Consider the following 21,230-nt stretch of genomic DNA (forward strand, 5'->3'; position numbering starts at 1 on the left):
GCGCCGGGTAAAAATCGCAATTTCGTGGCTGCATTGGCATCCGCGATTTTCATTTTGTGTCACCATACCCCCGCCGTCGCGCAACGAATTGACGCCCAGTCATCCCGGACGGCGTCGATGGGTCGCAGGAGAGGCTTTCGATGCGGACGATTCTGGCTGGCTTGGCTGTCGTGGGTCTGGCGTTGTGCAGTGCGGTTGCGAGCGCGGCCGTCGCTGCCGAGCCGTCACCGGAGCTGATCGCCACCGGCAAGGCGCTGGTGGAGGCCGGCGGCTGTGCGGGCTGCCACACCGCCGATCCCGCCAAACCGTTCGCGGGCGGAAAGCGCATCGCCACTCCCTTTGGCGCGATCTACGCGCCGAACCTGACGCCGGATCGCGACACCGGGATCGGCGCCTGGACCGACGCCGACTTCACCCGCGCCGTGCGCACCGGCGTCGCGCCCGACGGCTCCAACTATTACCCGGCGTTCCCCTACCCCTATTTCACGCGGATGACGAAGGACGACACACTGGCGATCCGGGCGTATCTCGGAACGCTCGCGGCCGTCACGAGCCGCAACAAGCCGCCGGAACTACGCTGGCCGTTTGGCTATCGTGGCCTGATGCGGATCTGGAAAATGGTCTATTTCAAACCCGGCCTGTTCGAGCCGGACCAGAGCCAGAGCGCGGCGTGGAATCGGGGCGGCTATCTCGTCACCGGGCTCGGTCATTGCGGCGCCTGCCATACGCCGAAGAACTATTTCGGCGCGGACAAGCAGGCGCAGGCCCTCGCGGGCAACGAGGTCGGCGGCTGGTACGCGCCACGGCTCGATGGCGCGGCCCGTAGCGGGCTGAAATCGTGGAGTGTCGAGGACGTCACGGAATATCTGCAGAGCGGGCGCAACGCCAGGAGCCATGCCAGCGGGCTGATGGCAGAGGTGGTCGCCAACTCGACCTCAAAGATGAGCGATGCCGACGTGCGCGCGATCGCGGTTTACCTGAAGAACCTGCCGCCGGCGCGGCGCGAGGCGATCGTGACGCCGCCCGACGATGCCGAGATGAAAGCCGGCCAGGCCGTCTACGCCAAGCTCTGCATCGCCTGCCATGAGGCCGACGGCACAGGCGCACCGCGCATCTATCCGCCGCTGCCTGCCAACGCGCTGCTGCAATCGGTCAATCCGTCCTCGACCTTGCGCATCATCCTCGACGGCGCCCACACCGTGACCACGCCGCGCGCGCCCAACACCGGCGAGATGCCGGCCTATTCCAGCCAGCTCTCCGACGAAGAAGTCGCGGCGGTGACGAACTACATCCGCAATTCCTGGGGCAACGCCGCGCCGCTGGTGACGCCGGCGCAGGTGGCGAGGGCGCGGAAGCAGGAGCCCTAGCTCAAGGCTCCCGCTCCTCCTCTTCCGTGAACACGAATTTCGGCATCTCCCATTTGTAGCGCACCGCGAGGAGACGGAAGCTGATGCCGAGGGCGAACGTCAAAATGGTCCAGAGCTCGGCGTTCAGCTTGAGACCGAACGCGGTGGCATAGAACAGCCCCGTCACCACCGAGACGCTGGCATAGAGCTCGGAGCGGAACAGCAGCGGCACGTCGTTGCAGAGCACGTCGCGCAACACCCCGCCGGCGCAACCGGTCACCATGCCGGAGACGATGACGATCGGCAGCGTGGCATCCATCTGCCAGGCGATGTCGCAGCCGGTCATGGTGAAGACGACGAGGCCGATGGCATCGAGCACGATGAAGGCCAGTTTGAGCCGGTGGACCAGCCGCGCCATCAGGATGGTGAGGAAGGCGGCGCCTCCGGCCATTGCGAGGTAGATGGGGTTTTGCACCCAAGCCAGGGGATAATGACCGAGAAAGAGATCGCGCAAGGTGCCGCCGCCGAGCGCCGTGATGCAGCCGAGGAAGCAGACGCCGAGCCAATCCATGCTGCGGCGGCCGGCAGCGAGCGCGGCAGTCATGCCTTGCGCCGCCACCGCGACCAGCGACAACAGATGCAGCACGCTATCGCTCGGCGGCAAGCTCCACATCGTTTGGTTCCTTCCCGCCAGCGGAACTTACCCTTCAGGTACCCCAGCGAACAGGTTCCCGATTCCCGCCGCGGGCGCAACATACGACGAAAGCACTAAGGAGGGCGGAACAGAAGCTCGCATCTAAGGGTTGTCCAGCCGCAATAATCGAGGAGAACCAATCGATGGCTGACGACCGTTTTACCAACGATCCGTACCGCCCGAATCTCGCCGATGATGAGTATCGCAATGCGGCGCGACGGGATGCCCAGCTTCAGGTCGACCCTGAGCTTAGCGAAGGCCCCGCCTCCAGCGGCAAGATAGCCCTGTTCGCAGTGGCCATCGCCTTGGTGCTGGGCGCCGTATTCTATGGCCTGAACAACACCGGCACCAGCAACCAGGCGAGCACCACGCCGGCAACGCAGACAGCCCAGCAGGCGCCGGCTACCAATCCGGCTGCACCGCCCGGCATGCGTGACGTGACGCCCCGCACCAACACCGCGCCGGGCGTGACCACGGGCGCCGCGCCGAGCAAGCCGGCCCCGGATACGCCGGCACCGGCTGGCGCCGCGAAGTAACGATTTGCAACAATATGCGACAGCGGCGGGACTCACATCCCGCCGCCTTCGTCTGTCTCTAGCTGAATATCTTGTTGAGCTCGCCGCCGGGATATCCGCTCGCGAGTTCCGCGAAGGTGCCCTTCTCTGCCATTTCTTTCGCGGCCCGCATGAAGCCGCCCCAGGCGGCACGAGCGAGTGAACCGCCGACGCTGATCCGGCGCACGCCAAGATCGGCAGCTTCCTGCAATGACAGCCCAGAGCCGCCGATCAGCAGGTTGAATGGTTTGGGTGCGACAGCCTTCACCACCGCGGCGATGTCCTCGCGGCTCTTCAGGCCCGGCGCGTAAAGGCAATCGGCGCCGGCATCGGCGTAAGCGGTGAGCCGGTCGATGACGAGCTTGAGGTCGGTCACGCCCCACAGGTACGCCTCGCAGCGCCCGACCAGCAGCACGCCGCTATCGCCGATCGCCTTGCGCGACGCCTGGATGCGCTCGACTGCGAGCGTGCGCTCGTAGATTGGCTTGTCCTTGTCGCCGGTGGAATCCTCGATCGACAGGCCGGCAACGCCGGTGCGCGCACAGCGCTCGACATTGTCCGCGACCTGGTGCGGCTCGACCGCAAAGCCGCCCTCGAAATCCGCGTTCACGGGGATGTCGACGGACGTGCTCAGTGCTGCCAGATGCTGACAGACCTCCTCGACGCTGACATGGTTGTCGGCCTTGCCGATGGTCCAGGCAAAGCCGGCACTCGACGACGCGAGCGCCTTGAAACCGAGATGCTGCAACGCTTTTGCGCTGCCGACGTCGACCGGATTGGGCAGGATGAAGCAGCCGCTCTCGTGCATCTTCCTGAAGGTCGCGCGCTTGTCAGCAGTTGTCACATGCATGTTTCTCTCCCTTGTTTGCCGCGCAGAGATGGGGACGTGCCGCCGCGAGCGCTAGTGTGCGTCGTGCACCGCGCGGCTGTCCTTCGGCGCCTGCTCGCGATCATTCATGCTGTAGTCACGGATGACGCTGGCGATACGCAGATGATAATCGGCGAAGATTTTCGCGCGGCCCTTGGCCTGGGTGCGACGATGCTCCATCGTGTTGCGCCAGGCTTGCACGGCCGCCTCGTCCCGCCAGAACGACATCGACAAGATCTTGCCCTTGTCGGTCAGGCTCTCGAAACGCTCGACCGAGATGAAGCCGTCGATGGTTTGCAGGATCGGCTTGAGGTCGGCCGCGAGGTCGAAATAATCCTGGCGGTGTTCCGGCTTCGGCCAGACCTCGAAGATCACGGCGATCATGGGCGTCTCTCCTTGAGTTGATGGCCTACGATACCACTTACAAAACCACTTGGCGCAGAAACGTGCGCTCTTCCGCGAGGATGAATTTGTGCTCCTCGGCGAAGTGGAAGTTCGCCATGCCTTCCGTATCCTGACGCAGCCGAGCGCGATAGGCCTCATACGCAGCCAAACTCTCGAAGGTGATCAGCGCAAACGCGATGTTGTTGGTGCCCTCGTGCGGCATGAAATAGCCGATCAGATCGCCGCCGCATTTCGGGATAATGGTGAGCCAGCGCTTCGAATATTCCTCGAACTGCGCGCGCTTGAAGGGATCGAGCTGGTAGCGGATGAAGACGGTGACGGACATCTAAGTTTCCTTTCCTTGTTTGCGCGAGCGAAGCGCCAGCTCCTCATCCTGAGGAGCTTGGCGCGAGCCAAGCGTCTCGAAGGATGACGGCCCCGCCGGTGACCTCGCCCTTCGAGACGCGCGCAAGAGCGCGCTCCTCAGGGTGAGGATCGAGATTTCAGTCGTGCTACGCCGTTCGCTCGCAATGACGAGCAACACAACGCTACGCGCTTGCCCGACCGCAATGCTTCGGCTACCATCGAAGCATGAAATCAGGTCCCGACATCGCCATGATCGCCTCGCTCGTCGGCGATCCCGCACGCGCCAATATGCTCACGGCGCTGATGAACGGCCGCGCGCTCACCGCGAGCGAGCTGGCGCAGGAGGCCGGCATCACACCGCAGACCGCAAGCTCGCATCTTTCCAAGCTCGAGGCCGGTGGCCTGATCGAACCGGAGAAGCAGGGCCGCCACCGCTACTACCGTCTCACCGACGACGACGTCGCCGGTGTGCTGGAGGGCCTTGCGGGCCTCGCCGCGCGGACCGGCCATATGCGCGTGCGCACCGGGCCGAAGGATCCGGCGCTGCGGCGTGCGCGGATCTGCTACGACCATCTCGCCGGCGATCTCGGCGTGCAGATGCTCGACACCCTGCGTGCGAAAAACCTGGTCAGGCAGAAGAAGCAGGAGATCGAGCTGACGGCGGAGGGCGAGCGCTTCCTGGCGAAGCATTTGCAGATCTCGCCCGACATGCTCACCCATCCGCGCCGGCCGGTCTGCAAGGCCTGCCTCGACTGGAGCGAGCGGCGCCACCATCTCGCCGGCACGCTGGGCGCCGCCATGATGCAGCGTTTCGCCGAGCTGAAATGGGCCGCCCGCGACGCCACGCCCGGCAGCCGCGTGGTGAATTTCACCCGCACCGGCGAGAAGCAGTTTGCCGCGTTGTTCGGTGATGGGCGGGAATAGACACAACTCCGTGTGAACGACGTCTCTCGTCGCGGCCGGGCTTGACCCGCGGCCGTCCACGTCATTATGCGAACCATCGTTCCATGACCCTCAGAGACTTCATGAACCGCTTCGCTTGGGCCGCGCTCGTCGCCGCCCTCATCGCCTCTCCGCTCACCTCCACGCGCGCCGCCGACGCCGCCCCGCGCGAACCTTACGGCATCGCGCTCGAAGGCTTTGCCTATCCTTACCCCGTGCACCTGCTGCCTGTTGTCAATGACGGCGAGCAGCTCAGCATGGCCTATATGGACGTGTCGCCTGCGCAGCCCAACGGCCGCGCCGTCGTGCTGCTGCACGGGCGCAACTTCCCGTCGAGCTACTGGGCGCCTGTTATCAAGATGCTGAGCGAGGCCGGCTTCCGCGTCGTGGTGCCGGACCAGATCGGCTTCGGCAAATCCTCCAAGCCGACGGGCGAGCTGCATTTCGACAATCTGGCGCGCAACACCATCGCGCTGCTCGATCATCTGAAGATCGACAAGGCCGAGATCATCGCCCATTCGCTCGGCGGCATGCTGGGCGTCCGCATCGCCCGCGCCTTTCCCGACCGCGTCGCGCACCTTGTTCTGACGGCCCCGATCGGGCTGGAAGATTACCGCCTGTATGTGCCGCCGACGCCGACCGAAAAGATCATCGAGACCGAGGACAAGCTCACGGCCGACGGCTATCGCAAGCAGCTCCAGACCAATTACGCGATCAAGCTGCCGGCTGAGGCGATCACGCCGTTCATCGACGCCCGCTTCAACATCAAGGGCAGCCCGGATTATCCGCGCTGGCTGCGCGCCTTCGTCAGCTCGGGCCAGATGATCTATCGTGAGCCGGTGGCGCACGAGATCGCACTGATCACCGAGCCGACGCTGTTCATCATGGGCGCCGACGACCACAACGCACCGGGCCGACTGAGCGCGCCGGAGGCGCTGCGCGCGAAAATGGGCGAGAACGCCGAGCTGGCGAAGGCACTCGCCGCGAAGATGCCGAATGCGCGCGCCGAGGTGATCCCGGACACCGGCCATCTCGTCTTCCTGGAGGCGCCTGAGAAGTACAACGAGCTGGTCCTGAACTTTCTCGGCCGCTAGCGACATTGCTGTCGTCCGGAGCCGCGTGCGGGGAATGTTCATGCCGCATTCAGGTCATGATTGGCAGATTTGGCTCGCGTCGTGTCGGCATGTTGCGATTTTAACGTGTCGAATCGTGTCTTTTGATTCATGGTGCGCCGAAAGTGCCAAGCCCTATAGAACCTGCCCCAAGACGAGAAGGAAGATCAAATGAAATACCTGTTTGCCGCCGTGATGCTCGCCAGCGCGGTCGTTGGTTTCAGCGAGGCGGCCAGCGCCGCCGGCGGTTGCGGCCCCGGCTGGTATCGCGGCGCCTATGGCGGCTGCCGCCCGATGCGCGGTCCGGTCGTTGTCCGCCCGGGTCCGATCGTGGTTGCGCCGGCCCCTGTCGTGGTCGTGCCGCGCGCGCGCGTGTGCCCCTACGGCTTCCGCTGGTACGCCGGCCGCTGCCGTCCGTTCTGATCTCGTTTTTTGCATAGCTAAATGGCCGCGCGGCGAAAGCCTGCGCGGCCATTTATTTTGGACGTTTGACGTCGCACCGGGATGTTTCGAATCAAAACGGGGACCGCGATCGCGGTCCCCGTTCAAGCCTGGCTTGCGCGAAGCTTACCAATGGCGGCGGTGCCATCGCCGGCGATGCCAGCCCCAGTGACGGCGGCGCCAACCCCAATGACGGTGACGCCAGCCCCAATGGTGGTGGTGGCCGTGCCAGTGCACCTGCTCCGGCTTCAACTGCGCGGCTTCATCGCTGCTGGTGACCGCGGGATGAGCGTCGGGATTGCCTTGCAGCGTGCTGGGGTCACCGAGCGGCTGCGGCGCCAGCGGCGCAGCCTTTGCGGCGGCCGTGAACGCGGCAGCTCCGGCCGCGACACCGATTGCAAATTTCAAAAAATTCCGGCGCTCCATGACTTCTTTCCTCTTGGATGGTCGTGCCAGTGATGCAGAGGAAGTGTCGCGGTGACGACATGAACCGAAGCTGAATCGCGCGTTCAGCTTCGTTGCGCAGGTGACAGGAGGATTCGCAGCGCCGTAGCCCGGTGCTCTATTTGCCGAACTCCTGCGCCAGCACCAGCAACTCGCGCGTGCGCGTCACGTCGGGCCAATCGCGGTTGAAATCGGCCACCAACTGCGTCAGCGCATCGCCCTTCAGCATGGCCTGCAGCGCAGCCTCGCTCTCGAACTGATACATCGCCTGATGCAGTGACGGATCGTCGAGGCTCCAGAACCGCCAGGCCTTAGCTACACCGAATACCTTCACCGCGTCGGGCAGATGTTCCGTCTCGTACCATCTATCGAAGGCGGCGCGCTTGCCCGCATCGGTGACGACGGCGCGGACGACGAAGAAGGCTGACGGCATCGGATTTCCTCCTGTTGTTTGGGGTGAGACTAGCCGGTTACGTCGGCGACGACAAAAAGAGTTGGCAGCGGTGTCGGACCGCGCGCCCCTCGTCCGTCCTATGCGCAAGAAAGCACGGAGACGACCTATGGCCGACCTCACCCTGACCACCTTCAACTGGGTTCCCGAACTCCCGCGCGGCTTTGTGCGCGACCTTCGCGTACGCTGGGCCCTTGAGGAGGCGGCGCTCCCCTACCGCGTCGCAAGCGTGCCGTTCGACGGCCGCGGCGCCGCGCATCTCGCGCACCAGCCGTTCGGCCAGGTACCATGGCTGACTGACGGCGACATCTCCATTTTCGAGAGCGGTGCGATTCTGCAGCATCTTGGCGAACTCAGCGCGAAGCTGATGCCGACTGATCCGCACGGCCGTGTTGAGGCAAAAGAATGGATATTCGCCGCGCTCAATTCCGTGGAGATGGCGAGCCTGCCCTGGGCGCTTTTCAGGTTCACCGGGAATGCCGACGGCTCACCGGCCGTGAAGTTTTTCGACGACTTCCTTGAGCTCCGCCTCAAGCACATGGAGCCGGTGCTGGCGGCGCGCGAATGGCTGGCGGGCTCCTTCTCCGTCGCCGACATCCTGATGTCAGACGTGCTGCGCCTCGTCGATCATTTTGACGGGCTCACGGAACATCCGGCCTGCCGCGCCTACCTCGCGCGCGCCACCGCCCGCCCGGCCTTCGCCAAGGCCCACGCCGACCAGATGGCGCATTTCGCGGCGGCGGACGCGACCCGCTGACGCGGCGTGGGGTGTGATGTGCCTCACATAATGAATCCGGCGATGCCCGTAGGGTTACGGCCATCAAATCAACCCTGCGGAAGGTGACACATGGCCCGCATCGCATTTCTCAGAGACCAGCTTGCCCGCGCCGAAAGACTGGCAAAGGCGATCCTCGACCGGCAAACCGCGGAGCAGCTTCAGGCGTTCGCAGCCGAATGCCGCGAGGAGCTGCAGGTACTGACGCGCAGGGTTGCGGCGTGACGTTCGTACCCCGCAAGCCGCCGCGTCACACCAGCTTCATCGGCGTATCGGCGACCACGCGAAGGTCGATGCGGCTGATCAATTGAGACCGAAGCGCCTCCGCATCGGCGATCGCGCTCTCCGTCTGCCGCAACGTGCTGACGTTCGAGCCAAGCGAGACGATGCCGCCGAGCATCAGAGCGATCGATCCGAGCGCAGCGGTCTGACCCATCCCGAATAAACCGAGGATCGTGATCAGCAACAGCGCAGCACCGCCACCGATCGCGAGCTTGGATGCCAGGATGTACTTTCGGCACCGCTCAGCGATCTCGGCGAGGCGCTCGATCCGCGCTTCGATGTCTGAAATCTCGTCGGTCGAATCGTCTTCGGTCATTGGATTCGGATAGAGCATGCCAACTCAGAAACAGAATCGGTAGCCCGCATGAGCGAAGCGACATGCGGGACTTGGATAGAAAACCCGGATGTCGCTACGCTCATCCGGGCTACACGTCTTCACAACGGCAAATTGTCGTGCTTCTTCGCCGGCGTTTCCACCTTCTTGTCCTTGAGCATCGACAGCGCCCGCGCGATCCGCTTGCGGGTCGAGTGCGGCATGATGACGTCGTCGATGTAGCCGCGCTCGGCGGCGATGAAGGGGGAGAGGAAGCGGTCTTCGTATTCCTTGGTGCGCGCGGCAATCTTGTCGGGGTCGCCGATGTCGGCGCGGAAGATGATCTCGACGGCGCCCTTGGCGCCCATCACCGCGATCTGGGCGGTCGGCCAGGCGTAGTTCATGTCGGCGCCGATCTCCTTGGAGGCCATGACGTCGAAGGCGCCGCCATAGGCCTTGCGGGTGATGATGGTGACCAGCGGCACGGTGCACTGCGAGTACGCAAACAGCAGCTTGGCGCCGTGCTTGATCAGGCCGCCATATTCCTGCGCGGTGCCGGGCAGGAAGCCCGGCACGTCGACGAAGGTGACGATCGGGATGTTGAAGGCATCACAGAAACGAACGAAGCGCGCCGCCTTGCGTGAGGCGTCGGAGTCGAGCACGCCGGCCAGCACCATCGGCTGGTTGGCGACGAAGCCCACGGTGCGGCCGGCGATGCGGCCGAATCCGGTGACGATGTTCTTGGCAAAAGCGTCCGCGATCTCGAAGAAGTCGCCCTCGTCCACGACCTTCAGGATCAGCTCCTTCATGTCGTAGGGCTTGTTTGGATTGTCGGGGATCAGGGTGTCGAGCGACATGTCGACCCTCCCGATGTCGTCGAAGCTAGGCCATTCCGGCACGCCGTCGCTGTTGTTGGACGGCAGGAAGTCGATCAGGCGCCGCATCTGCAAGAGCGTCTCGACGTCGTTCTCGAAGGCGCCATCGGCGATCGAGGAGCGCGTGGCGTGCACCGAGGCGCCGCCGAGTTCTTCCGCCGTGACGACCTCGTTGGTGACGGTCTTCACCACGTCGGGGCCGGTGACGAACATGTAACTGGTGTTCTTCACCATGAAGATGAAGTCGGTCATCGCGGGCGAATAGACGTCGCCGCCGGCGCAGGGGCCCATGATGACGGAGATCTGCGGGATCACGCCGGAGGCGAGCACGTTGCGGCGGAACACGTAGGAATAGCCGGCGAGCGCTGCGACGCCCTCCTGGATGCGGGCGCCGCCCGCGTCATAGAGGCCGATGATGGGCGCACGCGCCTTCATCGCCATGTCCTGGAGCTTTGTAATTTTCAGCGCGTGCGTTTCCGAGAGCGAGCCGCCGAACACGGTGAAGTCCTTGGCGAAGACAAACGTCTTGCGGCCGTTGACGGTGCCCCAGCCGGTGACGACGCCGTCGCCGGGCACCTTGTTCTTCTCCATGCCGAACTCGGTGGAGCGGTGCTCGACGAACATGTCGAATTCCTCGAACGATCCCTTGTCGAGCAAGAGCTCGATGCGCTCACGTGCGGTCAGCTTGCCGCGGGCGTGTTGCGCCTCGATGCGCTTCTCCCCGCCGCCGAGCTTTGCGCCGGCGCGACGGTCTTCAAGGGCGTCCAGGATATTCTTCATTTGCTCCCGCCAGTTCTTAGCCTAAATGCGATTGCCGGGGGTTCTAACACGGCATTTTGCAGGCCGGGAAGCGGCTTTCGGCCCCGCAGGGCTGCCTTGTCGCAGCGGGAAAGCGCAAGGAATTTCAAAGTTTTGCCTGGGAGACGACCATGACCGAAGGAACGGCCGAGACCGGCGCGGCGACGGGCGGCGTCAACATCCTGCTGCGGCTGGAAGGATTGACCCTGTTCGTGGGCATGGTGATGCTCTACTGGGCCTGGGACGGCTCATGGCTCGTGTTCGCCCTGCTGTTCTTCGTCCCCGATCTGAGCTTCCTGGCATATCTGTCGGACGCCAAATTCGGCGCGCTGGTCTACAACGCCGCGCACAGCTACATGGCACCGGTCGCGCTGCTGACCGTCGGTTTCGGCCTTGCCTCGCCGCTCACCCTGTCCATCGCCTTGATCTGGCTCGCCCATATCGGCCTCGACCGGGCGCTCGGCTATGGCCTGAAATATTCGGCCGGGTTCGGCTTCACCCATCTCGGCCGGATCGGCCGGCGGAAGACCGGCTGACGCAGTTGCAAATCCGGCCCCGCCCGGTTGACCGGGCGCGGCGATTCAGGCTTGCTCAAGGCTTACGATCAGGCGCCGAATGTTGCGTGAGCTCAGTCGGTACGGCGGCGGTCATCATTTCCGGCTGCAAGCATCACCCCATGTCCGCGACGGTCGTTCCCCTGCCGCCGAACTCGTCGTCCGAAACCACCGACTTCCTGCGGCGCATGGCCAGCATGGTGTCGGGGCGGAACGGCGAAATGTTGCTGCGCGCGGCCGCGCTGATCGAGTCGCTGACGCAGCGGGCGATGTCGGCGGAACGCCTCTATCATCGGGAGCACGAAGAGAACACGCGCAACAGCGAATTGCGCGAGGCCGGTGAGATGGCGTCCGATGCCATGGTCAAGCAAATTGACGCGCTGCGCAGCCAGCTTGCCGAGGTCACCGCGGCCGCGGCGGCCGAACGCACGGCATTCGACGCCGAGCGCGGCAAGCTGCTCGGCCTGATGCAGCACGCCGAGAGCCATATCGGCCAGCTCACAAGCGAGCTGGAAACGCTGCACGCCTCGGTCGACAGCTTCAACGAGACCGCAATCTCGGTGCCGATCGAGGTGCTGCGGCTGGCGCGCACCCAGTTCGATGTCCTCTCCGCCGGCTTTGCCCGCAAGGGCGACGTGATCTCGCAGGCGATGAGCGAGATTGGCGGTTTTGCGATCGACCAGGCGCTGACGGTTAAGAAGGCCGATCCCGCCTGAGACGAGCGCAATCACATTCACGATTTGGCGTCATGCCCGAGCTCGTGCCGCGGCGCGGTGTCCGCGGGCGCGCAGACGGTGCGCAACTGCCAGATCAAGGAAGGCGACGGCGGCGTGCTGATGAACAGCGATACGAAAGCGCCGTTCACCTACAAGGATTCCTGCGTCGAGATCGTGGCGAGCTCTGTGACGAAGTCGTAGACCACCGCCTCGTCGTCGGTCATCTTCGCAGGCGCTTATTTGACAATGTCGGACGATAAGCCTGCCTTCGCCGCCCGCGGCGGCAAGCGTGAGCGACGACGGCCAGAGTGGCGTTGAGTTCATGCTGTCCCTCCCGGTTTTCTTGACCGGGGGATGCTAGTCGAGCAGCGCGAGCGCGGTAGCGCTAGATCGCGCCGATCTCGGCAAGGCAGGCTTGCGTCAGCGGCATGCGCTCGCCGACCAGACGCGGCTCCTTGCAGTCCATATTGAGCGCGAACACGGTGTGCGCTTCGCCCTTCTCGGCCCAGCCCACCATCCAGCCCAGCGACGGCTCGCCGCGCTCGGCGCCGAGCAGCCCGGACTTGGCGCGAATGACGCTATCGCCGACCTTGGTCACCGGCAGGATGTCAGCGACGAGATCCTGACTGCGCTTCGAAATCGGCAGCACACGGCGGCGCAGCCTGTCGACGAAATCAACCTGCTCGACCGGATCGATACGCAAGGCGCCGGTGAGCCAGAACTGGTCGATGCCGCCGCCGATGTCGCGATTGCCGTAGTCGAACATATCGACGTACTTTTGCATCCGCTCTCGCCCGATGCGGCGCGCGATCTCCTGATAGACCGGCACCGCGCTCACGAGAATCGCGCTACGCAGCGTGTGATCCTTGTTCCAGGCCTCGATCGGACGCTTCACGCCATCCCAGGGAAATACGTCCTTGTCGGGATCAGTGACGACGCCAGTTTCGAGCGCGATCAGCGAGTTCGGAATCTTGAAGGTCGAAGCCGGCAGCTTCGCCTCGCCCGAACGTTCCTTGTCGCTCGCGACGATCAGGTAGTCCTCGACCTTGTAGCCGACGAACGTCCCTGATGTGCCGAGGTCGGTGAAGCGCTTTGCAAGGCTGTCACGGATCTCGTTGCGCGGCGGCGCGACATGGGCGAATGCACGCGATGGCAAAGCGGCAGCTGCGGCGAGAAGGCCGACGGTGGAACGGCGGGTGAGCAAGGGCGATGTCCGTTGAACGATGAAAGCGGGCGCGACCATGCAGCCGCTATCGTGGTAAAACGATGACACGTTATTTGCTTCAGCATGATCTCTTCGGAAAACCGCTGCACACTTTGCGCTAACGCGGCCCTTCGGGTCCGGATCATGCTCTACCGCCTGCCCGACAGCCGCAGCACGAACACGAGCACTTCGGCGACGGCCTTGTAGAGGTCGGGCGGGATCTCCTCGCCGAGTTCGACCTTGGACAGCGCGCCGGCCAGAATCTCGTTCTCCTCGATCGGAATGTCGTTGGCCGTGGCGATCTCGACGATCTTTTCGCCGATCGTGCCCTTGCCCTTGGCGACCACGACGGGCGCGTTGCTGCCCTTCTCGTAATGGAGCGCAATCGCAAGCTTCGACGGGTCGCTCATGTGGCGCGATCCAGGAAGTGGCCGGCGCGGGCCGGTGCCGGCTGTGGGGGGGTGCCATCGCGGACCAGGATATCGCCGGGCTTGAGCTCGGCCCTGGTCAGGGCATGGTTGAGCTCACCAATTCCGGCGCGAAGCTGCTGTGCGGTCGCCGGCCGCTCCGCCCACATTCGCACGAAGGTCTTGTCGCCGTTCAGAGTAATCAAGGCGTGCACGGGACCGGCCGGCTCGACATTGAGTGTGAACCGCGCGCGCCAGGCGCGTTTGGCGGGATCGGCCGATTCATTGCCGCCGTCGCGTGAGATCTCGAACTGCGCCATTGCCGTGCCCTGCGGCGTTGAGAACGGAATCTCGAAATTCCACTGCGGCACGGTCGGATCGATCCTGTGACCGCCAGCGTCAGTGCGATCGGGGAGCGAAGCGACCTGGAGCAAGGTCTGGCGCGCGAGCGCGGCATCGGTATCATCGAGCAGGCGATGCACGGTCGCAGCGAGCGGTGTATCCGGTACGAGTGACGGCGAGGCAATGAATTGCGCCGACGGCAACGCGCCGCGAACCGGTGGTGGCGTCGCGCGCGTGGCTGCTTCGAAAAAATGTCCGTCGGGTACGGCCTTGTTCGAGCCCGGCACGTTCCCCATCATGCGCGGCAGGTTTTGCGTGAGCTCTTGCAGGAGGCTCGCGGCGAGGCCTGCGGTCATGGTCCGCGGCGCCGCGGCCTGCGGAGCACCGCCAGCGACGTCCGCCAACACAGAGGGTGCGAGATTGGCGCTGCGCGCCATTTGCGATGGTTGGGCGATCTCGGGTTCGGTTGCGGTCAATGCAGCCTGTGCAGCCTGCGTCTGCGCGGCAGCGAGCTGCGGTGCCGCCACGGTCCCAGCAGGAAGGGCGGCACCTTGCGCCTGTGGCGCCGTCTCGAGCGTTGTCAGGGTCTGCCGCAGGACCAGCAGCGCGGCTTTCAAATCCGGCATCGTTCCGGAGGACGGAGTCACGCCTGCGGCGAGCGAGGCCTCGAGGAATAGGCCGGATTTCTGGAAGGCGGACTCGATGTGGCCGCCTTCGAGTCCGGTGTTGAGCGGCGTCTGCTGCACCAGCACGCCCAGCATCGCCTGCTTCAGCCCCGCCGGAAGATCGCTGCCGGTGACGACCGCGGCCAGATTGGCGAACAGCGGCGCCTGGCTGCCCTGCTTTGTGACCGCCTCCACCGAAGCTGCGGTAACGGCGACCTGCTCCGATGGCGTCAGCACGTTGCGTCCCGCGCTCGCCGACGGAGCAAGCGAGGGGCTGTCAACCAGCGATGCCGCAACCGGCGTCAGCATGACCTGATCACCGGCCGCCTCGCCTGCCCCGCCCATGACGGCGAGCCGAATGGTGCCGCCGTTCTGCGACACCGCAAGCTGGAGATTTTGTCCTGGTGTCAGCGCCACCTCGGACATCACATCCATCGAGAGGTTGGCGATCGCGATCCGCACCAGATTATCAGCGAGCAGGCTGACAACTCTTGCGTCGACCACGCTGCCGGCCTGCAGCACAAGATCCGGCGTCGCTGCGTCAGCAACGGGGCTGGCAGCACTGACGGGAAGGATCGAGCTTATCGGCGTCGGCATCGCGAGGGGCCCAGGGAACGCTGGCCCCACCCTAAGGCCGCCCTCGTAAACCTCTCGTTAAGGACCTTTGGCCGCAGGCGGCTTCACCGCAGTCAAAACCGCCACGGCAGCCTCGAAATCCCGCAGGCGGGCGGCGCGGAGGCCGGCCGCTTCCTCGTCGACGCCCCATTTCTCGGCATTCCAGTCCTCGTCGACATAAGCCGCCGCCCAGACCTGATTGGCATCGCGGACGCCATGGGCCAGCGCCATCGCCAGCAGGGCCGAGCCGGTCAGGGTGGTGATCACGTGGAGCGCGGCGATCGACCAGGCATCCCCCGGCAGCGCCGCACGCGCGGCCTGGACCGCCTCCTCCGGCTGCGTCACATGCATGACGCCTTCGGACAGGATGAAATGCGCGCCCAGCGTCTCCGCGGCCCAGAACAGGACTGGGTCCCAATGCGCGGCCTCGCGGGCGACCAGCCCCTCTGGATGACCGGCGCGATAGAACAGCAGATCGGACTGGAGGTATTTTGCGAGGTCGTCCGTGACGAGGTCGACGCGGTCGACGACGCCCTCGACCACGCTATTGGCGATCCGCGTCAACGGCATGGTCATGGGCTTGATCGTCTCGTTCTGATCCGCCCACTCGGCAGCCACTGCGTCGGCTAGCGCGCGCGATGGGATCACCACCTGGCGGCCGGACGGCGTGCGGATCGCCTTGCCGTCAAGCGTGATGGCAAAGCCGTCCTCAGCCTCAGCCACCCCCACCTCCTTGTAGAAGCGCTTGCGCAACGGCACGCGCGCGGCCTGGCGGACCAACTCCTGCGGATCAAGCGGGGATCGCCCCGCAGCTTCATCGAACAATTCGCGCATCTAGTTTTCGGCCCTGATCACTCAATGCTAGGCTTGTAAGGTAAGAGCGGCGACCGATAAAGCGAGCGGCAGGTATGAGGGAACTTGCGGGCATTGTGGCTCTGCTAGCCGGGTTTTGGCCGGCCGCGGCGCAGGCCGGCTTTCGGACGCCGGAATCGGTGGTCCGCAACGTCTACGCTCATTACGGCCAAGGCGCGCCGGAGCTTTCGAAAGGCCTGCCGCGGGATGCCGCCACCGCCCGGCAATTCTTCGACCCCTCCTTGCGCAAGATGTGGTCCGCGCCGCGGGTCGCGCCCTACGATTTCCTGGTGCAGAGCCCGAGCTGGAAGCTCGGCCCCATCGCGATCGCGGTCATTCGCAGGCAATACGACAAGACCTATGTCGCGGCGAGTTTCGACAACCACAGCCGGCCGGTGACTCTGAACTTCATCCTGATCAACGGGCCCGAAGGGTGGTTGATCACGGATGTCGAGAGCCCGCACGATAGCCTGCGTATGTTTCTGGAGCAGTTTCGGAATTGAGGGTGTGGCTGGGGGCTACGGCCCCACCCACCGCTGTCATGCCCCGGCTTGACCGGGGCATCCAGTACGCTGCGGCTTCTCCGTATCCATTACCGCCTCTGGAATACTGGATCGCCCGATCAAGTCGGGCGATGACAGCGGAGAATGTGGCTAGCCGCGCGCCTTACTGGTTCGCGCCTCTACTTACTCCTCCGGCGCGTTCTCGATCGGATCAAACCGGCTCGCATCGAGCCCGAGCAGGTTCCATGACTGCTGCATGTGCTGCGGCAATGGCGCGGTGGCGTCGATCACGCCGCCGCGGGGATGCGGGATGACGATGCGGCGCGCGAGCAGATGCAGCCGGTTTTGCAGGCCGCCCGGCAGTTGCCAGTTCTCGATGTTGAAATATTTGGGATCGCCGACGATGGGGTGGCCGATATGTTCCATGTGGGCGCGCAGCTGGTGGGTGCGCCCGGTCACCGGCTTCAGCGACACCCAGGTCAGCTTGTTGCCGGCGGTTTCGACCACCGCATAGTATGTCACAGCGTGGCTTGCGCCCTCATCACCATGCTGGGCGATGCGCATGATGGTGTCGTCCTCGCTCTCCTCCTTGGCAAGGAAGGTCGAGATGCGGCCCTGCTTCGGTTTCGGTAGCCCCGGCACCAGCGCCCAATAGGTCTTTCGCGCCGACCGCGAACGGAACGCGCCGGTCAGATGCGAGGCGGCAAAGCGGGTCTTGGCGACCAGGAGACAGCCCGACGTCTCCCTGTCGATGCGGTGCACGAGGCGCGGCTTCTGGCCCTTGGAATCGCGCATCACCTCCAGCATCTGGTCGATGTGTCGCGTCATCCCCGAGCCGCCCTGCACGGCAAGTCCGGCCGGCTTGTTCAGCACAAGAACGTCGTCGTCCTCGTAGATCGTCATCTCCTTCAGTGCGGCAAGCGTCTTTTGCGCCGCCTCCGACTGCGGGTTGGGTGCCTTCGGGGTGTCGAGCTTCAGCGGCGGAATACGGACGCTCTGGCCCTCCTCCAGGCGGTCCTTGCTGTCGACGCGCTTGCCGTCGACGCGCAGCTCGCCTTTACGAACGACGCGCTGGATATGGGAGAACGACAGGCCGGGAAAGTGCGCTTCGAGGAAGCGATCGACGCGCATGTTGTTCTCGTCGCCCGTCACCTTGACGGTCTGCACCTTGGTCGGCAGCAATGCCTCGACCGGCTTTGCCGGTGCAGCCTTTTCCGGTTCGGCTTTGGGCGCGCGCCGCTCGACGCGCTCGCTCGCAAAGCGCGGCGGCTTCGCGCCCGGCTTGCCGCCCGGCCGCAGCCCAGCAGGCTTCGCGCTGCGCGCCTTGAACGGGCGCGCCTCCTTGCGTTCATCGCGCTCGCGAGGTTTTGGGTTCATTCTCTTGATGCGGCGGCTCATGCGGTTTTTCCAAGCTTTGGTGTCGACTGCACCGTCGCGCGGCGCGGCAGCGACGCAACCTGCGCCCCCACCTCGTCTTCCGCGAGGCGCAGCTCATATTGCTGTTGCAGGTTCATCCAGAACTGGGGGCTGGTGTCGAACCAGTGACCAAGACGCAACGCCGTATCGGCCGTGATGCCCCGCTGCCCATTGATGATGCCGGTGATCCGGTTCACGGGTACATCGATCTGGCGCGCGAGTTCTGCGGCGGGGATGCCGAGCTGTCGCAGTTCTCCGGCAAGGTGTTCGCCGGGATGTATGGGCGTGCGGGGCATGGCGATTTCTTGGCCGGATTAGCGTGAGTTACGCGTTACGTAAACCGTAAATCGAACCCTACAGCAAGCCCGAAAGGGTTAGGCCCCACCCCGCTCCTTCCGCAACTTGGCCCAATAATCCAGCCGCTTCCTGATCTCCCGCTCGAACCCGCGGTCGGGCGGGTCGTAGAAGGTCTGGCGGCCCAGGGCTTCCGGGAAGTAATCCTGGCCGGAGAAGGCGTCGGGGGCGTCGTGGTCGTATTCGTAAGATGCGCCGTAGCCTTCCGACTTCATCAGCTTGGTCGGCGAGTTGAGGATGTGTTTCGGCGGCAGCAGCGAGCCGGCCTGCTTTGCGGCCTGCATCGCCTTGCCGAAGGCGGTGTAGACGGCGTTCGATTTTGGCGCGGTGGCGAGATAGACCACCGCCTGCGCGATCGCGAGCTCGCCTTCGGGATGACCGAGGAAGTCGAAGGCGTCCTTGGCCGCGTTGGCAATGACCAGCGCCTGCGGATCGGCAAGCCCGATATCCTCGACCGCCATGCGCACGACGCGGCGGGCCAGAAACAGCGGGTCCTCGCCGGCATCAAGCATGCGCGCGAGATAATACAGCGCGGCGTCGGGATCGGAGCCCCGCACCGACTTATGCAGCGCCGAGATCAAATTGTAATGGCCGTCGGCCGACTTGTCGTAGATGGGCGCGCGGCGCTGCAAAATCTCCTGCAACTGCGCGGCGTCGAAAATCTCGTCCTTGCGCGCGGCGCGCCAGACTTCCTCGACGAGCGTCAGCGACGCGCGGCCGTCGCCATCGGCCATGCGCACCAGCACGGCGCGCGCTTCCTCGTCGAGCGGCAGCTTACGGCCCTCGACCTCCTCGGCATGCGCAAACAGCTTTTCGATCGCGGCCGCGTCGAGCGAGCGAAACACCAGCACGCGCGCCCGGGACAGAAGCGCCGCGTTGAGCTCGAAGGACGGGTTTTCGGTGGTAGCGCCGACCATCACCACCGTGCCGTCTTCCATGACGGGCAGAAACGAATCTTGCTGGGCGCGGTTGAAGCGATGCACCTCGTCGACGAATAGCAGCGTGCCCTTGCCCATCTCGCGGCGTGCACGCGCGGCCTCAAAGGCCTTCTTCAAATCGGCGACCCCTGAGAACACCGCGGAGATCTGCTCGAAATGCAGATCGGTGGCGTCCGCAAGCAGCCGCGCGACCGTGGTCTTGCCCGTGCCGGGCGGGCCCCAGAACACCAGCGAGCCTAGCGTGCGCGTCTCCAGCATGCGCGTCAGCGCGCCGTCGGGACCCAGGATGTGATCCTGGCCGACGACCTCCGAGAGCGCCCGCGGTCGCAGCCGATCCGGCAGCGGATGCGGAGCCTCGTGATCGAGCCCCGCCGCGGCGAAGAGGGTTGGCGTCTCCTGTGGTCGCTTCGGACTCATCCGCCCAGCGTGACGTTGATCTGCTGGCCGCCGCGCACCAGCGTGATGCGCCAGATGCGCTGGCGCTCGGCCGCCGCCTTTTCGAGATCGCTGGTCTTGCTGATCTTTTGGTTGTTGACCGCCAGGATGACGTCGCCCTTCTGGAAGCCGACATTCGCGGCCGCACTGTCGCCGCCGAGATCGGTGACTACGACGCCTTCCGTATCGGCGTCCAGATGCAGCTCGTCAGCGAGCGCCGGGGTGATGGTCGAGACCTTCGCGCCTTGGAGCGGCGAGCGTGCGGTGATGACGAGCTCGTTGCGGCCGGCATCGGGCGCGGCGTCCAGTGCCACCGTCAGCTTGACCGGCTTGCCGCCGCGCTGCACGTCGATCTGCGCCGTGCCGCCGAGCGGCCGCGTGGCGAAACGATAGTCGAAGGCGTTGGGATCATCCACGGTCTGGCCGTCGATCGAGACGATCAGGTCGGAGGATTTCAGCCCGGCCTTGGCCGCCGGCCCGTTCGGAACGACGCTTGCGACCAGCGCACCGGTCGGCGAACGCAGGCCGAGACTCTCGGCGATCTCCGGCGTCACCGCCTGCAACTTCGCACCGAGCCAGGGCCGCTTCACCGCCTTGCCGCCGCCCTTGGCGGAGGCGACGACGACGCGCACCATGTTGGCAGGGATCGCGAAGCCGATGCCCTGCGAGCCGCCGGAGCGCGAATAGATCGCGGTGTTGATGCCCGCGAGCCTGCCGTTCATGTCGACCAACGCGCCGCCGGAATTGCCGGGATTGATCGCCGCGTCGGTCTGGATGAAAAACTGGTAGTCGGTGATACCGACCTGCGTACGCGCCAAGGCCGAGATGATGCCGTGGGTCACGGTCTGGCCGACGCCGAAGGGATTGCCGATCGCCATCACGACGTCGCCGACCATCAGCTCGTCCGAATTGGTGAATTCGAGAGCCGGAAACTTCTCCTTGGTGTCCTTCAGACGCAGCACCGCGAGATCGCTGCGAGAGTCCTTCAGCACGATCTCGGCCTCGAACTCACGCTTGTCCGACAGCGACACCTTGACCTGGTCGGCGCCTTCGATGACATGGACGTTGGTGACGACGAGCCCGGACGCATCGACGATCACGCCCGAACCAAGCGAGCGCTGCACCTGCTCCTGCTGCTGGCCGGGCACGCCGAAGAAGCGGCGGAAGATCGGGTCGTCGAGCAGCGGGTTGCGGTTCTGCACCACCTTGGCGGCATAGACGTTGACAACCGCCGGCTGCACCCGCTGCACGATCGGCGCATAGGACAACCGCAGTTCGGCGGGCGAGGACGGCACACGGCGGTCCTGCGCGGCGGCCGGATTGAAGTTGGCCGAAAAGGCCATGCACAGTGCCGTGACAACGGCGGTCCAGGTCGATCGAAACATTCCTACCTCTTGGAAAAGACGCCGGAATATAGGCGCGTTCGCCCCCCAATAGAAGGGCGCCCGGCGGCATATTCGACCCCCTTTTTGGTGTGTCCGGCCTGCAAGCTCTGCGTGCGAAATAGCAATTTGCCGGGGCTGTGGATTGGCATGATGTGCGTCATCTTGCATGGTGGTGCAAGGCGGATTCGGTTGCGGCGAA

General features: G+C 64.8%; 27 protein-coding genes. 11 read left to right on the forward strand and 16 right to left on the reverse strand.

Annotation, left to right across the window (positions count from 1 at the left end; genetic code table 11):
- Positions 1 to 140 precede the first annotated feature (140 nt).
- Complete coding sequence (locus BRA471DRAFT_RS22860; RefSeq protein ID WP_007611538.1) at positions 141 to 1,367, forward strand: cytochrome c; 1,227 nt, start codon at positions 141 to 143, stop codon at positions 1,365 to 1,367.
- Between the two features lies 1 nt (position 1,368).
- Here BRA471DRAFT_RS22860 and BRA471DRAFT_RS22865 read toward each other — a convergent pair whose 3' ends face one another.
- Positions 1,369 to 2,019 (reverse strand): trimeric intracellular cation channel family protein, encoded by a 651-nt coding sequence (locus BRA471DRAFT_RS22865; protein ID WP_007611539.1) that lies wholly within the window; start codon positions 2,017 to 2,019, stop codon positions 1,369 to 1,371.
- Between the two features lie 164 nt (positions 2,020 to 2,183).
- On the opposite strand from BRA471DRAFT_RS22865, the gene BRA471DRAFT_RS22870 reads away from it, so the two are divergent.
- Positions 2,184 to 2,576, forward strand: coding sequence for a hypothetical protein (locus BRA471DRAFT_RS22870; RefSeq protein WP_007611540.1), 393 nt, complete (start codon positions 2,184 to 2,186; stop codon positions 2,574 to 2,576).
- A gap of 58 nt (positions 2,577 to 2,634) precedes the next feature.
- On the opposite strand, the gene BRA471DRAFT_RS22875 is transcribed toward BRA471DRAFT_RS22870, so the two are convergent.
- The 3 genes from BRA471DRAFT_RS22875 to BRA471DRAFT_RS22885 are packed head-to-tail and all read right to left on the reverse strand — an operon-like array spanning position 2,635 to position 4,192.
- Entirely contained in the window at positions 2,635 to 3,444 is an 810-nt protein-coding gene (locus tag BRA471DRAFT_RS22875; protein ID WP_007611542.1) for an oxaloacetate decarboxylase, read from the reverse strand.
- Between the two features lie 51 nt (positions 3,445 to 3,495).
- Complete coding sequence (locus BRA471DRAFT_RS22880; RefSeq protein ID WP_007611543.1) at positions 3,496 to 3,846, reverse strand: antibiotic biosynthesis monooxygenase; 351 nt, start codon at positions 3,844 to 3,846, stop codon at positions 3,496 to 3,498.
- Between the two features lie 37 nt (positions 3,847 to 3,883).
- Complete coding sequence (locus BRA471DRAFT_RS22885; RefSeq protein WP_007603076.1) at positions 3,884 to 4,192, reverse strand: NIPSNAP family protein; 309 nt, start codon at positions 4,190 to 4,192, stop codon at positions 3,884 to 3,886.
- A 245-nt stretch (positions 4,193 to 4,437) separates the two neighbouring features.
- On the opposite strand from BRA471DRAFT_RS22885, the gene BRA471DRAFT_RS22890 reads away from it, so the two are divergent.
- From BRA471DRAFT_RS22890 to BRA471DRAFT_RS22900, 3 genes are all read left to right on the forward strand, one after another.
- Positions 4,438 to 5,136: an ArsR family transcriptional regulator gene (locus BRA471DRAFT_RS22890; protein WP_007611544.1), complete on the forward strand. Its 699-nt coding sequence runs from the start codon at positions 4,438 to 4,440 to the stop codon at positions 5,134 to 5,136.
- 101 nt (positions 5,137 to 5,237) lie between these two features.
- Positions 5,238 to 6,248 carry an alpha/beta fold hydrolase gene (locus BRA471DRAFT_RS22895; RefSeq protein ID WP_007611546.1) on the forward strand — a complete coding sequence of 337 codons (1,011 nt, stop codon included), beginning with the start codon at positions 5,238 to 5,240 and terminating at the stop codon, positions 6,246 to 6,248.
- A 189-nt stretch (positions 6,249 to 6,437) separates the two neighbouring features.
- The gene (locus tag BRA471DRAFT_RS22900; protein WP_007603074.1) at positions 6,438 to 6,689 is read left to right on the forward strand and encodes a GCG_CRPN prefix-to-repeats domain-containing protein; all 252 of its coding nucleotides are present in this window, start codon (positions 6,438 to 6,440) and stop codon (positions 6,687 to 6,689) included.
- A 144-nt stretch (positions 6,690 to 6,833) separates the two neighbouring features.
- On the opposite strand, the gene BRA471DRAFT_RS22905 is transcribed toward BRA471DRAFT_RS22900, so the two are convergent.
- Positions 6,834 to 7,133, reverse strand: coding sequence for a twin-arginine translocation signal domain-containing protein (locus tag BRA471DRAFT_RS22905; RefSeq protein ID WP_007611550.1), 300 nt, complete (start codon positions 7,131 to 7,133; stop codon positions 6,834 to 6,836).
- Between the two features lie 136 nt (positions 7,134 to 7,269).
- Positions 7,270 to 7,584 carry a hypothetical protein gene (locus tag BRA471DRAFT_RS22910; protein ID WP_007611552.1) on the reverse strand — a complete coding sequence of 105 codons (315 nt, stop codon included), beginning with the start codon at positions 7,582 to 7,584 and terminating at the stop codon, positions 7,270 to 7,272.
- 127 nt (positions 7,585 to 7,711) lie between these two features.
- On the opposite strand from BRA471DRAFT_RS22910, the gene BRA471DRAFT_RS22915 reads away from it, so the two are divergent.
- On the forward strand, positions 7,712 to 8,359 hold the full coding sequence (locus BRA471DRAFT_RS22915; RefSeq protein ID WP_007611556.1) for a glutathione S-transferase family protein: 648 nt from the start codon (positions 7,712 to 7,714) through the stop codon (positions 8,357 to 8,359).
- Positions 8,360 to 8,449: 90 nt separating this feature from the next.
- A complete protein-coding gene (locus BRA471DRAFT_RS39040) occupies positions 8,450 to 8,602 on the forward strand; it encodes a hypothetical protein (RefSeq protein WP_007611557.1) in 153 nt (50 codons plus the stop codon).
- Between the two features lie 25 nt (positions 8,603 to 8,627).
- Here the strand turns inward: BRA471DRAFT_RS39040 and BRA471DRAFT_RS22920 are convergent, their stop codons facing one another.
- Entirely contained in the window at positions 8,628 to 8,975 is a 348-nt protein-coding gene (locus BRA471DRAFT_RS22920) for a hypothetical protein (RefSeq protein ID WP_035975085.1), read from the reverse strand.
- Positions 8,976 to 9,094: 119 nt separating this feature from the next.
- On the reverse strand, positions 9,095 to 10,627 hold the full coding sequence (locus tag BRA471DRAFT_RS22925) for an acyl-CoA carboxylase subunit beta (protein ID WP_007611560.1): 1,533 nt from the start codon (positions 10,625 to 10,627) through the stop codon (positions 9,095 to 9,097).
- A gap of 149 nt (positions 10,628 to 10,776) precedes the next feature.
- On the opposite strand from BRA471DRAFT_RS22925, the gene BRA471DRAFT_RS22930 reads away from it, so the two are divergent.
- From BRA471DRAFT_RS22930 to BRA471DRAFT_RS38420, 3 genes are all read left to right on the forward strand, one after another.
- Positions 10,777 to 11,181 (forward strand): DUF4260 domain-containing protein, encoded by a 405-nt coding sequence (locus BRA471DRAFT_RS22930; RefSeq protein ID WP_007611562.1) that lies wholly within the window; start codon positions 10,777 to 10,779, stop codon positions 11,179 to 11,181.
- 140 nt (positions 11,182 to 11,321) lie between these two features.
- Positions 11,322 to 11,915, forward strand: coding sequence for a hypothetical protein (locus BRA471DRAFT_RS22935; protein ID WP_007611564.1), 594 nt, complete (start codon positions 11,322 to 11,324; stop codon positions 11,913 to 11,915).
- Between the two features lie 57 nt (positions 11,916 to 11,972).
- The gene (locus tag BRA471DRAFT_RS38420) at positions 11,973 to 12,116 is read left to right on the forward strand and encodes a hypothetical protein (protein WP_371258286.1); all 144 of its coding nucleotides are present in this window, start codon (positions 11,973 to 11,975) and stop codon (positions 12,114 to 12,116) included.
- A gap of 184 nt (positions 12,117 to 12,300) precedes the next feature.
- Here the strand turns inward: BRA471DRAFT_RS38420 and blaOXA are convergent, their stop codons facing one another.
- The 4 genes from blaOXA to BRA471DRAFT_RS22955 form a co-directional block, all read right to left on the reverse strand.
- Positions 12,301 to 13,119, reverse strand: coding sequence for a class D beta-lactamase (gene blaOXA / locus BRA471DRAFT_RS22940; protein WP_035975088.1), 819 nt, complete (start codon positions 13,117 to 13,119; stop codon positions 12,301 to 12,303).
- A gap of 149 nt (positions 13,120 to 13,268) precedes the next feature.
- Complete coding sequence (locus tag BRA471DRAFT_RS22945) at positions 13,269 to 13,529, reverse strand: EscU/YscU/HrcU family type III secretion system export apparatus switch protein (protein WP_007611569.1); 261 nt, start codon at positions 13,527 to 13,529, stop codon at positions 13,269 to 13,271.
- Positions 13,526 to 15,130, reverse strand: coding sequence for a flagellar hook-length control protein FliK (locus BRA471DRAFT_RS22950; protein WP_007611571.1), 1,605 nt, complete (start codon positions 15,128 to 15,130; stop codon positions 13,526 to 13,528). The genes BRA471DRAFT_RS22945 and BRA471DRAFT_RS22950 overlap by 4 nt, the downstream gene beginning before the upstream one ends.
- Positions 15,131 to 15,187: 57 nt before the next feature.
- Positions 15,188 to 15,982: an ATP12 family chaperone protein gene (locus BRA471DRAFT_RS22955; protein WP_007611573.1), complete on the reverse strand. Its 795-nt coding sequence runs from the start codon at positions 15,980 to 15,982 to the stop codon at positions 15,188 to 15,190.
- 74 nt (positions 15,983 to 16,056) lie between these two features.
- Here BRA471DRAFT_RS22955 and BRA471DRAFT_RS22960 point away from each other — a divergent pair, with 74 nt between their 5' ends.
- Entirely contained in the window at positions 16,057 to 16,503 is a 447-nt protein-coding gene (locus BRA471DRAFT_RS22960; RefSeq protein WP_007611577.1) for a hypothetical protein, read from the forward strand.
- A 183-nt stretch (positions 16,504 to 16,686) separates the two neighbouring features.
- Here the strand turns inward: BRA471DRAFT_RS22960 and BRA471DRAFT_RS22965 are convergent, their stop codons facing one another.
- The 4 genes from BRA471DRAFT_RS22965 to BRA471DRAFT_RS22980 form a co-directional block, all read right to left on the reverse strand.
- Entirely contained in the window at positions 16,687 to 17,901 is a 1,215-nt protein-coding gene (locus BRA471DRAFT_RS22965) for an RluA family pseudouridine synthase (protein ID WP_007611579.1), read from the reverse strand.
- Positions 17,898 to 18,215: a HigA family addiction module antitoxin gene (locus BRA471DRAFT_RS22970; RefSeq protein ID WP_007611581.1), complete on the reverse strand. Its 318-nt coding sequence runs from the start codon at positions 18,213 to 18,215 to the stop codon at positions 17,898 to 17,900. Before BRA471DRAFT_RS22970 ends, BRA471DRAFT_RS22965 begins: the two co-directional genes overlap by 4 nt.
- A gap of 78 nt (positions 18,216 to 18,293) precedes the next feature.
- Positions 18,294 to 19,628, reverse strand: a complete 1,335-nt coding sequence (locus tag BRA471DRAFT_RS22975; protein ID WP_007611583.1) for a replication-associated recombination protein A — start codon at positions 19,626 to 19,628, stop codon at positions 18,294 to 18,296.
- Positions 19,625 to 21,031 carry a DegQ family serine endoprotease gene (locus tag BRA471DRAFT_RS22980; RefSeq protein ID WP_007611585.1) on the reverse strand — a complete coding sequence of 469 codons (1,407 nt, stop codon included), beginning with the start codon at positions 21,029 to 21,031 and terminating at the stop codon, positions 19,625 to 19,627. Before BRA471DRAFT_RS22980 ends, BRA471DRAFT_RS22975 begins: the two co-directional genes overlap by 4 nt.
- Positions 21,032 to 21,230: the final 199 nt, after the last annotated feature.

It is taken from the genome of Bradyrhizobium sp. WSM471, assembly GCF_000244915.1.
Lineage (GTDB): Bacteria > Pseudomonadota > Alphaproteobacteria > Rhizobiales > Xanthobacteraceae > Bradyrhizobium.